This window comes from Flavobacterium noncentrifugens (genome assembly GCF_900100375.1).
In the GTDB taxonomy this organism is placed as follows: Bacteria; Bacteroidota; Bacteroidia; order Flavobacteriales; family Flavobacteriaceae; genus Flavobacterium; species Flavobacterium noncentrifugens.
The window spans coordinates 122,248-137,009 of sequence record NZ_FNEZ01000005.1; the positions used below are offsets into that span (position 1 = coordinate 122,248).

General features: G+C 41.2%; 15 protein-coding genes. 11 read left to right on the plus strand and 4 right to left on the minus strand.

The genetic code is table 11. The features are described 5' to 3' along the window. Positions 1-69: 69 nt before the first annotated feature. The 3 genes from trmB to BLS32_RS14200 are packed head-to-tail and all read left to right on the plus strand — an operon-like array spanning position 70 to position 1,710. Complete coding sequence (gene trmB, locus BLS32_RS14190; protein WP_091397250.1) at positions 70-744, plus strand: tRNA (guanosine(46)-N7)-methyltransferase TrmB; 675 nt, start codon at positions 70-72, stop codon at positions 742-744. 1 nt (position 745) lies between these two features. Next, the gene (locus BLS32_RS14195) at positions 746-1,381 is read left to right on the plus strand and encodes a LysE family transporter (protein WP_091397252.1); all 636 of its coding nucleotides are present in this window, start codon (positions 746-748) and stop codon (positions 1,379-1,381) included. Then, positions 1,381-1,710, plus strand: coding sequence for an MGMT family protein (locus BLS32_RS14200; RefSeq protein WP_091397255.1), 330 nt, complete (start codon positions 1,381-1,383; stop codon positions 1,708-1,710). Before BLS32_RS14195 ends, BLS32_RS14200 begins: the two co-directional genes overlap by 1 nt. 207 nt (positions 1,711-1,917) lie before the next feature. Here the strand turns inward: BLS32_RS14200 and BLS32_RS14210 are convergent, their stop codons facing one another. Beyond that, positions 1,918-3,237 carry a sensor histidine kinase gene (locus BLS32_RS14210; RefSeq protein ID WP_091397259.1) on the minus strand — a complete coding sequence of 440 codons (1,320 nt, stop codon included), beginning with the start codon at positions 3,235-3,237 and terminating at the stop codon, positions 1,918-1,920. Beyond that, positions 3,234-4,589, minus strand: coding sequence for a sigma-54-dependent transcriptional regulator (locus tag BLS32_RS14215; protein WP_091397263.1), 1,356 nt, complete (start codon positions 4,587-4,589; stop codon positions 3,234-3,236). The genes BLS32_RS14210 and BLS32_RS14215 overlap by 4 nt, the downstream gene beginning before the upstream one ends. Positions 4,590-4,744: 155 nt before the next feature. On the opposite strand from BLS32_RS14215, the gene BLS32_RS14220 reads away from it, so the two are divergent. From BLS32_RS14220 to BLS32_RS14255, 8 genes are all read left to right on the plus strand, one after another. Further along, on the plus strand, positions 4,745-5,989 hold the full coding sequence (locus tag BLS32_RS14220) for an efflux RND transporter periplasmic adaptor subunit (protein WP_170227570.1): 1,245 nt from the start codon (positions 4,745-4,747) through the stop codon (positions 5,987-5,989). 141 nt (positions 5,990-6,130) lie between these two features. Further along, positions 6,131-6,841, plus strand: a complete 711-nt coding sequence (locus BLS32_RS14225) for an ABC transporter ATP-binding protein (RefSeq protein WP_091397266.1) — start codon at positions 6,131-6,133, stop codon at positions 6,839-6,841. 4 nt (positions 6,842-6,845) lie between these two features. Continuing rightward, a complete protein-coding gene (locus BLS32_RS14230; protein WP_139171781.1) occupies positions 6,846-7,034 on the plus strand; it encodes a hypothetical protein in 189 nt (62 codons plus the stop codon). After that, positions 7,031-9,463 (plus strand): ABC transporter permease, encoded by a 2,433-nt coding sequence (locus tag BLS32_RS14235; RefSeq protein WP_091397271.1) that lies wholly within the window; start codon positions 7,031-7,033, stop codon positions 9,461-9,463. The genes BLS32_RS14230 and BLS32_RS14235 overlap by 4 nt, the downstream gene beginning before the upstream one ends. 175 nt (positions 9,464-9,638) lie before the next feature. Continuing rightward, positions 9,639-10,772, plus strand: a complete 1,134-nt coding sequence (locus tag BLS32_RS14240; RefSeq protein WP_170227571.1) for an Mrp/NBP35 family ATP-binding protein — start codon at positions 9,639-9,641, stop codon at positions 10,770-10,772. Positions 10,773-10,789: 17 nt separating this feature from the next. Further along, the gene (locus BLS32_RS14245) at positions 10,790-11,029 is read left to right on the plus strand and encodes a NifU family protein (protein WP_091397278.1); all 240 of its coding nucleotides are present in this window, start codon (positions 10,790-10,792) and stop codon (positions 11,027-11,029) included. Between the two features lie 206 nt (positions 11,030-11,235). Then, a complete protein-coding gene (locus BLS32_RS14250) occupies positions 11,236-12,288 on the plus strand; it encodes an NAD(P)/FAD-dependent oxidoreductase (protein ID WP_091397281.1) in 1,053 nt (350 codons plus the stop codon). Continuing rightward, positions 12,288-12,620: a 2Fe-2S iron-sulfur cluster-binding family protein gene (locus BLS32_RS14255; protein WP_091397285.1), complete on the plus strand. Its 333-nt coding sequence runs from the start codon at positions 12,288-12,290 to the stop codon at positions 12,618-12,620. Before BLS32_RS14250 ends, BLS32_RS14255 begins: the two co-directional genes overlap by 1 nt. 68 nt (positions 12,621-12,688) lie before the next feature. On the opposite strand, the gene BLS32_RS14260 is transcribed toward BLS32_RS14255, so the two are convergent. Together BLS32_RS14260 and BLS32_RS14265 are read right to left on the minus strand one after the other, a co-directional pair. After that, positions 12,689-14,086, minus strand: coding sequence for a T9SS type A sorting domain-containing protein (locus BLS32_RS14260; RefSeq protein WP_091397288.1), 1,398 nt, complete (start codon positions 14,084-14,086; stop codon positions 12,689-12,691). Positions 14,087-14,194: 108 nt separating this feature from the next. Then, entirely contained in the window at positions 14,195-14,704 is a 510-nt protein-coding gene (locus tag BLS32_RS14265; RefSeq protein ID WP_139171782.1) for a hypothetical protein, read from the minus strand. Positions 14,705-14,762 lie beyond the last annotated feature (58 nt).

A 14,762-nucleotide genomic window follows, 5' to 3' on the forward strand; every position in this document is an offset into this window, starting at 1 on the left:
CCACGGCAAGATAAAAACATTTCGCGTCTTATATATTTCCGTAATTTTGCCAAAACATTAATTTAAGTCGTGGGAAGTAAAAATAAGTTAAAAAGATTTAAGGAAAACGAAACTTTCACAAACGTTTTTCAGCCAACAAGAGAAGAAGTTGTTTCAGATAGTTTTCCGCTCAAGGGCAAATGGAACGCTGATTTTTTTAAAAATGAAAATCCGTTAGTTTTGGAACTCGGTTGTGGAAAAGGCGAATATTCCGTTGGTTTAGCAGAACAATATCCGAACAAAAATTTCATCGGGATCGACATCAAAGGCGCAAGATTCTGGCGTGGCGCGAAAACTGCCGTGGAAGACGGACTCAACAATGTCGCTTTCATCCGAACCCAAATCGAACTCATCAATCATATTTTTTCCGAAAACGAAGTCGACGAGATCTGGATCACTTTTCCCGATCCGCAAATCAAATACAAGCGCACCAAACACCGGATGACGAACACGGAATTCCTGCAACTGTACAAAAAAATCCTTAAAAAAGACGGCGTCATGAACCTCAAAACCGACAGCGAATTCATGCACGGTTATACTTTAGGCTTGCTGCACGGCGAAGGCCATGAAGTGTTGTATGCAAACCACAATGTATACAACAATGCCGGCGCACCTCCGGAAGTGACTGGAATCCAGACATTTTACGAAAAACAATATTTGGATATTAACAAAGCGATTACGTACATTCGTTTCAAAATAAAATAATATGGCTTTTGCCTTGCCGCTGGTTTTAGGGTTTTTCACGTCAACTTTCGGAATTATTCCACCAGGGCTGATCAACATGACAGCGGCAAAAGTGAGCTTAAAAGAAGGCCGGACACGCGCATTGGTTTTCGCATCTGGTGCTTCAATTGTAGTACTTTTTCAGACATTGATTGCGGTGGTTTTTGCACATTATATAGATGACAATCCGCAGATCGTGATCATGCTTCGCGAAATTGGATTGGCTGTTTTTACCGCATTGACAATCTATTTCTTTCTTGCCGCAAAAAAAGTCAAGCCGAAAAAAAAGCAAGTCAAAATGCACAGCAAGCGCAGCCGTTTTTTTATGGGCATGCTGCTGTCGGCATTGAATTTTTTCCCAATCCCGTTTTATGTTTTCGTCAGCATCACACTGGCATCGTACAATTATTTCATCTTTGAAAAATCTTTCATTTATACGTTTGTTCTGGGTTCCGGAATCGGGTCATTTTTCGCCTTTTACTGCTACATTGCTTTCTTCAAAAAGATGGAAGAACAAACGACTTTCATCTTAAAAAACATGAATTACATCATCGGTTCGGTGACTGGTTTGGTGTCGGTTTTAACGGCAATCAACATCATCCAATTCTACTGGAAATAATGGCCGAAAACGACAATTTCTTTGAGCGCGTGTATGAAATCGCACGACAGATTCCGTATGGAAAAGTCACTTCTTACGGCGCAATTGCCAAAGTTTTAGGAAGTGCAAGATCTGCAAGAATGGTCGGCTGGGCAATGAATTCATCAGGAAAACACGAAGATGTTCCGGCGCACAGAGTTGTAAACCGCAAAGGATTACTGACCGGAAAACACCATTTCGAAGGAACCAATTTAATGCAGCAATTGCTCGAAAGCGAAGGCATCAAGGTTGTCAATAACCAGATTGTCGATTTCGAAAAACACTTCTGGAACCCTGGATTTGAAGAGTAATTGATTTATTTTGGGCGTTGCCTGCGGCCGGGCTTTCCGCTGCAATCTTTCATTTTTTCCGCTACGCTACATAAAATAAAAGGATTTCCGCTGCAATCCCTAACGCGGACGACTTGTAAATAATGTTTTTTATACCTGAAGCCCACTGGGCTTCCTCCTTTTAATTTCAAATCTAACGCGGACGCAATTCCAGCCTTCAACAAAAAATCAAACCAAAAGGGCAATCACAAACTGTGTATTTCCATTATCTCCAGCATAACTCAAATAACCGCCGTGCGCTTCAATAATGTTCTTGGATAAAGTTAGCCCGATTCCTGCGCCATCTTTTCTTGTCGTGAAAAACGGAAGGAAAATCTTGTCGCGGATTTCTTTTTCAATGCCTTTTCCAGTGTCGGAAATCGTAATGAAAACACGCTTGTTTTCGATCGATGAAGCCAGGAAAATATGACGTTTCTCTTTGTCTTTAAGTGCATAAATGCTGTTTGTGATGAGGTTGATAATCACTTGCTCGATTTGTTTTTTATCTACAGTCAAAGGCATCGGAATCTCGATTTCATTGCTGATTTCAATCATTTCCTGTTTCAATAACGGATACATCACAAGCAAACATTCATTTATCAAAGCATTAATATTTTCCGGATGTTTTTCAGGAGTCGGCAACATTGTCAGCTTGCGGTAATTTTCGACAAAAAACTGCAAATGGTTGCTTCGGTTTACGATCATCGAAAGGCTTTCGCGAATGTCGTTTAAATCTTCCGAATTGATTTCATCCTGGCTCACGGTTTCGTGCAAGCTCTGCGATAGCGAACGAATCGGCGTTAGCGAATTCATCAGTTCATGAGAAATCACTTTCATCAAATTGATCCAGGCCTGTTTTTCTTTTTTCTCGATTACTTTCTGGATGCTGTCGAGCAAGATCACATAATATTCCTGCCCGAACGATTGCGTTTTTGAAGTCTGGATCGAATAGGTCTGCAATTCCTGTTCGTCAATCCGGATTTCAACCGAGGTTTTCATTTCGTCAAAATTCCCGTTTTCAATTTCCGCACAAAAAGCCGGCAATTTGTCTTTTAAATTTTTCCAATGACGGAATTTCGGCACACCAAAAAGGGTTGAAAAATAATCATTCATCAGAAAAACATCCCAGTCGGCGTCTGATTTTTTAAGGATAATCACTGCCGTATCAATGTTGTTCAAAATCGAAGTATACACTTGTTCGCGCGACGCCTGATCAAATTGTTTCGATTTTAAACTGTCGTATAAAAGATACAAATTGCTGTAATTCCCGGTTTTTAAATGCTGCGGAAAATTCGACGAATAATCGTTGTGTAAGATTGAAAGAATGGTTTTGTCGTAAAATAACATCCGGTTCCGGACGAAAAAGTACAATTCGATGCAAAATAAAATAACGACAAATCCCACCAGGATCGAACTGTAAGGCAATTGTTTCTGCAACAGAAAAAAAGTGCCCGAAACCAATACGAGCAAAAAGAAAATCCTTATGAAAAGTGCGTTGTGGAATTTCATGTTTTGTCTTTAAGGTCGTATTTTTCCATTCGGCGGTACAAAGCAGCACGCGACAAACCGAGTTCTTCGGCGGTTTTGCTGATGTTTCCGCTGAATTTCACGAGTGATTTTTCAATGGCCGATTTTTCCATTTCCGATAACGGATTGTCTTCTGACGCGCTATTTTCTGTCGGATTGAAATCTAAAATATCAAGTTGCGACACCGAAATTTTAGGTTGATCCGATAAGATCACCGCGCGTTCAATCTTGTTTTCCATCTCGCGGATGTTTCCCGGCCATGGATATTTTTCAAGCCAATGCAAATTGTGCGGATCGAATTCGAGTTTCGGATTGTTGTATTTTTCGCCGGTTTGCTGCAATAAGAATTCGGCCATTTTTAAAATATCGCCTTGTCGTTCGCGCAATGGCGGAACCAAGATTTCCATTGTATTGATCCGGTAAAACAAATCTTCACGAAAATTTTTCTTCCTGACTTCAGATTGAATGTCAATATTGGTAGCTGTAATGATTCGCACATCAAGCGGCCGCGGTTTGCTTTCGCCGAGTCGCGTGACTGTTTTCGTTTGCAGAACATGCAGCAATTTCGATTGCAAATGCAACGGAATATTCCCGATTTCGTCGAGGAAAATCGTTCCGCCCGAAGCGGTTTCAAAACGTCCGGCTGTGTCGGTTTTCGCATCGGTAAATGCGCCTTTGGCATAACCGAACAGTTCGCTTTCGAATAAATTTTCACTCAGTGAACCCAGATCTACATGAACAAATGGGTTGTCTTTTCGAAGTGAATTTTGATGGATGTAATGGGCAAATACAAATTTCCCGGTTCCGTTTTCGCCAAGGATCAGAACGTTCGCATCGGTTTTGGCGACTTTTTCTGCAACAGAATACGCTTGTTTTATTTTTGGAGAAGTGCCGATGAAATATCGCTTTTCAGATGAAAAGGCAACCGGTTTTTTCTGTCTTCTACGGCTTTCGGCCAACGCATTTTCGACCGTTTGCAGCAGTTTTTCATTTTCCCACGGTTTCAAAACGTAATCAAAAGCGCCGATTTTTATGCCTTCAACGGCGGTTTCGATTTTACCAAAAGCAGTCATCAAAATAATCGCGGTATTTGGCGAATGCGACACAATTTCCTTGAGCCAGTGAATGCCTTCGCGGCCGTCTTCAAAACCGATGCGGTAATTCATGTCGAGCATAATGACGTCAACCGTATTTTCGGATAAAAACGCGTATATTTTTTTTGGATTGTTCGTAGTTAAAATGGTTTCGAAATGTTTTTTCAGCACCATTTTGGCCGAAAATAAGATTTCTTCCTGGTCGTCGACCACTACAATGCAGGCCTGTTTTTTTCTCATGTGTTTTTTGTTGTCCGATTGTGGACAATAGTGTTCATTTTTGGACAGCTGGCGTTTTTAATTTTCAATTCAAATGGCTAAAAATCAATGATTTGACAATTTTATTTTTTGTGGCACAGTATTCCTAAATGTGCATTCGAAAATCGATATAAATCATGGACACCGTTATCAAAAGTAAAAGTAAAAAAATTAAATATGCTACCATAGCGGCCGTTGTTTTTTTGGCATTTGGAATGATGGCGTATTTCTCTTTTTCGAAAAAGAAAAGCCTCAATGTCAATGAAAGTGAATTGTTGGTTAAAACTGTTTCGAATGACTATTTTGAAGATTTTATGGTTTTTCAGGCCAGGGTAGAACCGTTAAATGCGATGTTTGTCAACATTACCGAAGGCGGATCGGTACAGGAGATTTTTGCTGAAAACGGAACGCATGTCGAAAAAGGGCAGGCGCTGGCTAAAATGTACAACCCGAATTCGGAACTGAATTACATGACGCAGGAAACGGCGATCATCGAACAAATGAACAACCTGAACAACGGAAAACTCAACATTCGAAACCAAGAATTGGCATTAACTCAGGATTTGCTTAGCATCGATCACGATTACAACGATGCGAAAAGATTGTTTGATATGAATAAAAGACTGTACGAAAAAGAGATCATTTCGAAAAACGACTGGAACACGATCCAGGAAAACCTGCGTTTCCAGCAAGAACGAAAAAACAACATCCAGCTTAGCATCCAAAAAGAAAAACAAACCAACCAGATCCAGATTTCACAAATCAACCGCTCGATCCAAACGATGGAAAAAAGCCTTGAAATTCTGCGAAGCAACAAGAAAAATTTCCTGGTCACGGCACCGGCTTCGGGAAACCTGACCTCATTTGAACCGATTCTCGGAAAAACGTATCAAGGCGGCGAAAGCATTGGAAAAATCGATGTCATGAAAGGCTACAAACTCGTTGCCGATGTCGATGAATTTTACCTCGAAAAAACGGCTGTTGGGCAAAAAGGAACGGTTGATTATAAAGGAAATCAAATTGAAGTTTTGGTCATTAAAATTTTGCCTGAAGTTAAAAATGGGCGCTTTCAGATTGAATTGGCTTTCATTGGAAAAGACCAACTCGTCTTGCAGCAAGGCTTGAGTTTTGGAGTTAAACTGACGCTTTCAGAAAAAAATAAAGTTCTGGTACTGCCGAAAGGCCAATTTTTCAGCGACACTTCTGGTAAATGGATTTTTGTGATCCACGGAAACGAAGCCATCAAAAAGCCAATAAAAACCGGACGCGAAAATCCCGATTATTATGAGGTCATTAGCGGTTTGAAATCTGGCGATAAAGTCATCACATCTTCTTATGCAGATTTTAAAGATGTAGAAGTTTTAAACTTAACTAAAGAATAAGTTGAAAGGCACTACACAAAGAAACATTGCATATAAGGTAGTTATCAATCATCCATTATCCATCAAATCCAATTATCAAATAAATTTCAATCATTAATCAAAAATGAAACAGTTAATTTTAAACAATCAAAAAACGAAATCATGATCACCATCAAAAACCTCACAAAAATTTTCCGTACTGAAGAAGTCGAAACCGCTGCTTTAAACGGCATCAACCTGCAAATTAATGAAGGCGATTTCCTTTCGATTATGGGGCCATCGGGCTGCGGAAAATCAACACTACTGAACATTATCGGATTGCTCGACAGTGCTTCGGGCGGAAATTACGAACTCACAGGCAAAGAAATGATCGGCCTCAAAGAGCAAAGCCGCGCTGCTGTCCGCAAGGAAAACATCGGATTTATCTTCCAGAATTTTAACCTGATTGACGAGCTTTCAGTTTACGACAATATTGAATTGCCACTGATTTACAACAATGTCAAAGCATCCGACCGCATTAAAAAAGTGGAAGAAATCGCAGGAATTCTCGGAATTTCACACCGGCTGAAGCATTATCCGCAACAACTTTCGGGCGGTCAGCAACAGCGGGTTGCTGTGGCTCGTGCTTTGGTAAATTCGCCTAAAATTATTCTTGCCGATGAGCCCACGGGAAATCTTGACAGCAAAAACGGCAACGAAGTCATGGAACTGCTGACAGAACTTCATGCAGCTGGCGCGACGATTTTGATGGTCACGCATTCTGATTATGACGCGTCGTTTTCACAACGCACGATTCACATGAAAGACGGAATCATCTTTTCTGAAAAGAAAAACCAACGCAACATGGACGTTTTTATGGATGCTAAAAATTAAGGTCATGACAAAAGTAGTCTTCAAAATCACCGCTGTGCTCGCGTCATTGTTGGTTCAGGTTTACGATGCCGATATAAAAATCGCAATCGACAGCAGCAAAATCGAAATGTCACGCTCTGTTTCAGATTCGGTTTCCGTAAAACACGCATTTAAACCGGCGCTTTCCATCAACAAAAAAAACCAGCCGTCATGATTTTAAACTGGATAAAAATATTTGTGTACCAATTGAAGCAAAATTTATTGTTTTCAATTTTGAATGTGCTCGGACTTAGCATCGGAATTGCGGGAATTATTTTCGCGATCTTATATTGGAACGAGGAACAGTCTTACAACGACTGGAATCCTTATAAAGACAGGGTTTTCCAGTCTATAAACAGAGTAAGCCCGACAGATTACTGGGCGAGTAATGTGGCGCCATTGGAAGCGCATCTTAAAACCGATTTTAGCGAAATTGAATCGTATTGTTATATGGATAATTGGTATTACGAAGAAATTATCCAATATAAAAACAAAAAAGAAATCATCAAGATTACCAATACTCAGAAAACATTTTTCGAAATGTTCCCGTTTCATTTTATAAAAGGAGATATAAAAACGGCTTTGAAGGATAATGCGAGCATTGCGATTTCAAAAGAGGCTTCAATCAAGATATTTGGAAGTGAAGATCCGATAGGCAAAATTGTCACTTATTCAGGAAAGAAACTAATGGTTCGGGGCGTTTATACGTTTCCCGGCAAATCCTCTATACAGCCCGAAGCGGTTGTTAATTTAATGGATGACAGACTCGAAGATGGTGGAAGTTGGGGAAACTTCAGTTACGGACTGATGATAAAACTCAAAAACCCAAACGATAAAGACAAAGTTGTTGCCAGGATTCAGCATTTAATGTTTGAAAACAGGGTGGTAAAATGGGCAAAATCTGAAGGAATTACAGTCGATCAGTGGCTCAAGAAAAATGGCGGAGACGATTTAAAAGTAATTCTGGAACCTATAAAAATATCAAGGCTGCATTCCATTTCAGATGGTTTTGCAGAAGGAAAAGGCAACTATCAGATGCTGCTGATCATGGTTGGCTTGTCGGTTTTGATATTGATTCTTTCCATCGTGAATTACATCAATCTCGCTACGGCCAATGCGATCAAAAGAGCCAAAGAAGTAGGTGTGCGAAAAATTATCGGTGCTTCTAAAAGCAATATCATCAAACAGTTTTTATTTGAAACGACCTTAATAACAGCATTTGCCATATTGTTGGCACTGGCGATTGTAGAGCTGTCGTTGCCCTATTACAATGATTTTTTGAATAAAAAACTGGTCATTCATGGCGAACAGTTTTACCTACAGCTGGTTGGTATTTTCCTGTTTACAATTGCTGTTGCCGGCGTTTTCCCTGCCGTTTATGTTTCCAATTTTGAAACTTTAAAAGTTCTGAAAGGCAACTTCGGACGAAGCAAAAGCGGCATTTGGCTGCGCAACGGCATGTTGATCGTCCAATTTGCAATTGCTACTTTTTTTATCATCGGATCGTATATCGTCTATGAACAAATTCAATACATTTCTACCAAAGACTTAGGATTTAAAGGTGATCAGGTGCTTTCGATCAATTATCGGAATAAGTACAATTGGAAAGAAAAAAATTACAAGCAAAAAATCTCTAACCGATACAATATGGTCAAGGCCGAGATCTCTAAAATCAGCGGCGTGCAACAGGTAGCGACTGGCGCTTTTAGTTTCGGAACGGGAGACGGTTCAACGACTGGTTTTGCCTACAAAGACGGCCATAACATTCAGGGCAGGAATATGGCTGTAGATTTCGGAATGCTGGAAATGATGCAGATCAAAATCAAAGAAGGGCGAACATTGTCTGAAAAATTTGCGTCAGACACAATTTCTTCCATATTGGTCAATGAAACTGCGCTGCGGGAAATGAACGAAAAAGACCCAATAGGAAAAGAAGTGAAATGGAATGACAAAAAGCTAAAAATAATTGGAGTCGTAAAAGATTTTAATCTGTTTGGGCCACAGGAAAAAGTGCCGCCAATGGTATTCTTTCATTTTAAAACAATCGATTGGATGCTGCAAAATGCCAATAAAATCCATGTAAAGATCAAATCAGGAAACATGGAGCAAACCATTGCCGACATTGAGAAATTCTGGAAAAAAAATGTAGATGGCGACTATCCGTTTCAATATGATTTTGTAGACAAGCAATATGCGCGGACTTATGAAAATTATGTCAAACAAAAAAACCTGTTTTCCCTATTGAATGTCGTTGTAATTCTAATCGCGCTCTTCGGATTGTTCGCACTTGCCTCGTATTCGATCGAAAGAAGAATGAAAGAAATCGCAATCCGCAAAACGCTTGGCGCCGAAACCGGATCGTTGTTAAAAGAATTATCAAGGCAATATTTGATTTTCTGTATCATCGGATTCATAGTCGCCTTCGTGCCAACGTGGTTGGTACTCAACAAATGGCTCGAGAATTTCGCCTATCGGATCACGATTTCAGCCGTTCCCTTCCTCATCGGATTTGTAGTGCTTTGTACACTCACGATTTTCATCGTAGTCACAAAAGCATATCAGGCCACGAGAATCAATGTTTTAAAATACCTCAAATACGAATAGCGGCCTTTCAGATCAGTTAAAAATCACCAGTCGGCAGGCAATTTTTGTCCTGCCGATTGTGTTTTATAAACCCACATTCTACCATCGATAAATTCAATCCATTAACTTTAGTTTCTGAACTTTTCCTGCTATCTTTGCAATCTAAAATCAGTCTGAATTAAGACAGAAAATCATTATGAAATTAGACAGAAAAGAAATTCTTAAAGCGCTCGAAACCATTTCGATTGCGGGAGAAGGAAAAAATATGGTAGAAAGCGGCGCAGTCACAAACGTTGTCACTTTTGGGGAAGAAGCAATTGTAGATTTGGTTTTGCACACGCCGGCGATGCACATTAAAAAACGTGCTGAAGACGACATCCGCAAACTGATCCACGAGAAATTCTCACCCGATGCAAAAGTAAAGGTCAACATCAAAGTCGAAGCGCCAGAAAAAGCAAATGAGATCAAAGGAAAAGCCATTCCCGGAATCAAAAACATCATTGCGGTAGCTTCAGGAAAAGGCGGCGTTGGAAAATCTACCGTAACGGCAAACATTGCGGTAACTTTAGCCAAAATGGGTTTCGCAGTCGGAATCCTCGATGCCGATATTTACGGGCCATCAATGCCAATCATGTTTGACGTAGAAAACGAAAAGCCAATTTCGGTTGTCGTAGACGGAAAATCGAAAATGAAACCCATCGAAAGTTTCGAAATCAAAATATTGTCTATCGGATTTTTTACAGCGCCAAGCCAAGCCGTCATCTGGCGCGGGCCAATGGCTTCAAAAGCGCTGAACCAAATGATCTTTGATGCCGACTGGGGCGAACTTGATTTCATGCTCATCGATCTTCCGCCAGGAACAGGCGACATCCATTTGTCGATCATGCAATCGCTTCCCATCACCGGTGCCGTTGTCGTCAGCACGCCGCAAGCTGTGGCATTGGCCGATGCCAAAAAAGGCGTTTCGATGTTCTTGTCAGAAAGCATCAACGTTCCCGTTTTGGGAATTATCGAAAACATGGCGTATTTCACACCGGAAGAATTGCCAGAAAACAAATATTACATCTTCGGTAAAGAAGGCGCAAAAAACCTTGCAGAAGATTTAGGAGTTCCGTTCTTAGGCGAAGTGCCTTTGGTGCAATCAATCCGCGAAGCCGGAGATTACGGCCGTCCGGCAGCGTTGCAAACCGCATCTGTCATCGAAACCGTATTCGAGGAAATCACCAGAAACGTCGTTCAGGAAACTGTAAATAGAAACGAAAGCCTTCCACCAAGCGAAGCCATTAAAATCACGACCATGGCCGGATGTTCCGCAGTCAATAAAAAATAAATTTTCAAATAAAGAAAATGGATACACAAGAATTAACCACAAACGTCGAAAAAGCGCTCGAAGAAATTCGCCCGTTCCTAAAATCCGACGGCGGCGACATCACTTTGATCTCGATTGAAGACGACAAGCACGTGACCGTTCGCCTCGAAGGCGCCTGCATTTCATGTAGCGTAAATCAAATGACGCTCAAAGCCGGAGTCGAAACGACGATCAAGAAATTTGCCCCGCAAATCGAAACGGTGGTCAACATCGCATAAATAAATTTTGTTTGTTTTTGGGCGTTGCCTGCGGCCGGGCTTTCGGCTATATCTTTTTATTTTCGCCTTTCGGGCGCAATAAAAAGGATACCGCCTCAATCCCTAACGCGCCTACTTAGGGACAACTTTCTCAAAACTGACAATTATCATATTAAGAATGTTTTCTTAAGCGTTATTTTGCCTTCGAAAACCTTAGCACAAAAGAAATGATTGAAACAGATATCTTAATTATCGGCGCCGGCCCAACCGGACTTTTCGCCGTTTTTGAAGCCGGACTTCTCAAATTAAAATGCCACATCATCGACGCTTTGCCCCAACCCGGCGGGCAGTTAACCGAATTGTATCCAAAAAAACCAATTTTCGACATTCCTGGTTTTCCGGAAGTTTTAGCGGGCGATCTCGTTACCAATTTAATGGAGCAGATCAAACAGTTCCAACCCGGATTTACACTCGGCGAACGCGCAGACACGATCGAAAAACTCGAAGACGGAACATTCATCGTCACCACAGACAAAGGCACGAAACACCACGCCAATTCGATCGCGATTGCGGGCGGACTTGGCAGTTTTGAACCCAGAAAACCGCTTATTCAAGATATCGAATTCTACGAAGACAAAGGCGTCAAATATTTCATCAAAAATCCTGAAGAATTCCGCAACAAACGCGTTGTGATTGCCGGAGGTGGCGATTCGGCATTAGACTGGAGCGTTTTCCTTTCCGATGTCGCTTCAGAAGTGACTTTGATCCACAGAAGAAATGAATTCCGCGGCGCACTCGATTCGGTTGATAAAGTCCAGGAACTTAAAAACGAAGGCAGGATCAAATTGGTTACGCCCGCAGAAGTCATCGGAATCAATGGCTCGGAACATATAGAGTCGCTCGACATCGAAGAAAACGGCGCACACCGCAAAATCGAAACCGATTATTTTATTCCGCTTTTCGGATTGTCGCCAAAACTCGGCCCAATTGCAAACTGGGGACTCGAAATTGAAAAAAATGCAATCAAAGTCGACAATGCTTTGGATTACCAAACCAACATTCCCGGGATTTACGCCATTGGCGACGTCAACATTTATCCGGGCAAATTAAAACTGATCCTTTGCGGTTTTCATGAAGCGACCTTAATGTGCCAAAGTGTGTACCAACGCATGAATCCAGGCAAAAAATATGTAATGAAATATACGACTGTAGCTGGCGTTGACGGTTTTGACGGCACCCGGAAAGAAGCTGAAAAAGCAGTGGTAAAAGCAATCGACTAATGGCTCAGGATGTCAATATAAAAATCACAGACCGCGAAGGCGTTGTCCATGAAATCCAGGCGCCAACAGATATGGCGATGACAATCATGGAAGTTTGCCGTGCCTGCGAACTCGCTCCCGAAGGAACGATCGGTGTTTGCGGCGGCATGGCCATGTGTGCTTCGTGCCAATGCTATGTGTTAAATGATTTCGATCTGCCCGAAATGGGTGATGAGGAAGAAGCGATGCTTTCTGAAGCATTTTACGTGAAACCCAACAGCAGGCTTGGTTGCCAAATCCCGATTACCGAAGATCTCGAAGGACTAGAAATTGAACTGGCACCAGAATATTAAAAATAAAAGTATAAAAAAGGCGGAACATCTGTTCCGCCTTTTTAATTTAATGTTTGTTGGTGCCGCAATTAATTCTTAACAAATTGCAATGTTTTTACAGCGCCATCTTTTAAAACTTTGATGAAATATACGCCGCTGTTGTAAGCAGAAGTATTGATGGTTAAATCTGCGACAGAAACTACTTTTGAATTCGCTACCATTTGCCCTAGGCTGTTGTAAACTGCATAAGAATCTGGCAGGTTTGAAGCATTGGAATAAATATTTACAACCGTACTTGCCGGGTTTGGATACAAGCGGATCGTTGATAATTTGTCAAATGAAGCTGTTGCCAGGGTTTGCGCAACGGTTGAAGCCAAAAGATCAAGCCTTCTTGGAGAATTCTGCAAAACGGCCATCATTCTTCCTTTTTGGTCCAACGTAAAAATGTTCATGCAAGTGTCGTTTGAATAATCCATGTAGTTTTCAGTCATGTCATTTCCGGCTGCAGCCGTACAGGTGTTGTAAACCTGTGCACAGTCGTAATGTTCTTCGGTTGCTGCCGGTGTGTCCGGGCAATAATCTTTTCTGCTGTCTGTTGCGTTGATCACACAAGAAGTGTTGTCACCCCAAATGTGCCTTAAACCAAAACAGTGTGCAATTTCATGCGTAGCGGTCCTTCCTTTGTCATAATCGTCAAAGAAATAATTTCCGGTAACATAGTCAGATGATCCGAAACACCTCCAGTCAATAATTACACCGTCAGTATTGGCTTCGCCTTCGTTCACTTCCAATCCGCCCAAGCCTGAACTGCTTGGAAATTGTGCGTAACCTAAAGTGCCATACAAATCTGCGCTGCTGCTGTCGCTGAACGCACAAACCCAAATGTTGAAATATTTTGTCGGATCCCAGCTTGTTTGTGGTTTCAAAGTGCCTTCAACCAACGTTTCAGACGCCCAGCTTGCGCGGCTCAGATTAACACGATCAATACCGTTTGTTGCAGTTCCGTCTGGTTTTCTGACAGCCATTACAAATTCGATTTCCATATCGGCACCAACAGCATTCGTATTATAACCCGGAGTTCCTGTCATTTTTCTGAAATCCTGGTTTAAGACTGTAATCTGAGATAAAACGCGGGCATCGGATATGTTTTCACTGGTTCCAACCGCATCTCCATTGTGGATCACGTGAACAACTACAGGGATTTGCACTACGGCATTTACCTTATTGTTCTGGATGTTTGCTTTGGCAGCTGCCACTTTCGGCGCAAGCCAGGTTTCAAAGGCTTCGGTATTGGCTCTCAAAGGATTTTTTTCGAGTAAAGATTGTTCGTATTCTGTAGAAGCGCATCTGATGAATCCGTTTTTAGGATTTACACTTTGAACGGTTTGCCCAAAAATGGTTCGTGCGGTATTTTTTGTTTGTGCAACAGAAAACAGTGGCAACAGAAATAAAAGCAAAGCTGCTTTTGGGGTAAAATTAAATTTCATGCGTGGTATTTATTTATATTAAATTTTAATAGCGGGCGAATATAAACCAATAATTGAAAACTTCAGCATGCAATAAGTTAAATGAGGTGAAAGTTATTTTTTTAGCGGTCAATTTCCATTTCTTTCATGATAACAGATGGCAAGACCGGGTTGTATCGGAAACATCATCGTTTCGAATCCAGGACTATTTTCGGTATTTTCCGAAATCAGATAGCAGTTGTTTACAATGTCGAGCAATGTAAGCAACGGTGAGTAAAAAGTAATCCCGATCTTGTGTTTGCTGAAGTCATTGCTGTCTGAATTGACGATGTCGAGCCGGTAATTCACAAATGGAAAAAACTGGTTTCCAAGCACGTCGGCCACGCGGTGCAATTTCCCTTTGAGTTGCTGGATGTAATTGTTGGCGGCAATTCCGGTCAGGTAATGAAGCTGTTCTGCCTTTTCATTTTCGGCCAATAATTCCCTGAAAGTTTGTTTCGGATTTTCTTTTGAATTGAACAGCTGTTGCTGCATTTTGTATTCGCGATGCGTATCTTCAAAAACATATCTGTCCCAAACAACAGCCGAATTGCTGTCAATCACAATCCTATAAGCAAGGCGTATTTTTGCGTGTTTCATGAGTTTCATTTTAAAAAGAAAAAAGAGAGAAACGGATTCCCTCTTTTTTCAACAACCA

Bases quoted from the DNA above. Each gene is read 5' to 3' on its own strand.
- BLS32_RS14195 (WP_091397252.1), top strand. From the start codon at position 746: ATGGCTTTTGCCTTGCCGCTGGTTTTAGGGTTTTTCACGTCAACTTTC.
- BLS32_RS14260 (WP_091397288.1), bottom strand. From the start codon at position 14,086: ATGAAATTTAATTTTACCCCAAAAGCAGCTTTGCTTTTATTTCTGTTG.
- BLS32_RS14210 (WP_091397259.1), bottom strand. From the start codon at position 3,237: ATGAAATTCCACAACGCACTTTTCATAAGGATTTTCTTTTTGCTCGTA.
- BLS32_RS14245 (WP_091397278.1), top strand. From the start codon at position 10,790: ATGGATACACAAGAATTAACCACAAACGTCGAAAAAGCGCTCGAAGAA.
- BLS32_RS14235 (WP_091397271.1), top strand. From the start codon at position 7,031: ATGATTTTAAACTGGATAAAAATATTTGTGTACCAATTGAAGCAAAAT.
- BLS32_RS14250 (WP_091397281.1), top strand. From the start codon at position 11,236: ATGATTGAAACAGATATCTTAATTATCGGCGCCGGCCCAACCGGACTT.
- BLS32_RS14215 (WP_091397263.1), bottom strand. From the start codon at position 4,589: ATGAGAAAAAAACAGGCCTGCATTGTAGTGGTCGACGACCAGGAAGAA.
- BLS32_RS14265 (WP_139171782.1), bottom strand. From the start codon at position 14,704: ATGAAACACGCAAAAATACGCCTTGCTTATAGGATTGTGATTGACAGC.
- BLS32_RS14230 (WP_139171781.1), top strand. From the start codon at position 6,846: ATGACAAAAGTAGTCTTCAAAATCACCGCTGTGCTCGCGTCATTGTTG.
- BLS32_RS14255 (WP_091397285.1), top strand. From the start codon at position 12,288: ATGGCTCAGGATGTCAATATAAAAATCACAGACCGCGAAGGCGTTGTC.
- BLS32_RS14240 (WP_170227571.1), top strand. From the start codon at position 9,639: ATGAAATTAGACAGAAAAGAAATTCTTAAAGCGCTCGAAACCATTTCG.
- BLS32_RS14225 (WP_091397266.1), top strand. From the start codon at position 6,131: ATGATCACCATCAAAAACCTCACAAAAATTTTCCGTACTGAAGAAGTC.
- BLS32_RS14200 (WP_091397255.1), top strand. From the start codon at position 1,381: ATGGCCGAAAACGACAATTTCTTTGAGCGCGTGTATGAAATCGCACGA.
- BLS32_RS14220 (WP_170227570.1), top strand. From the start codon at position 4,745: ATGGACACCGTTATCAAAAGTAAAAGTAAAAAAATTAAATATGCTACC.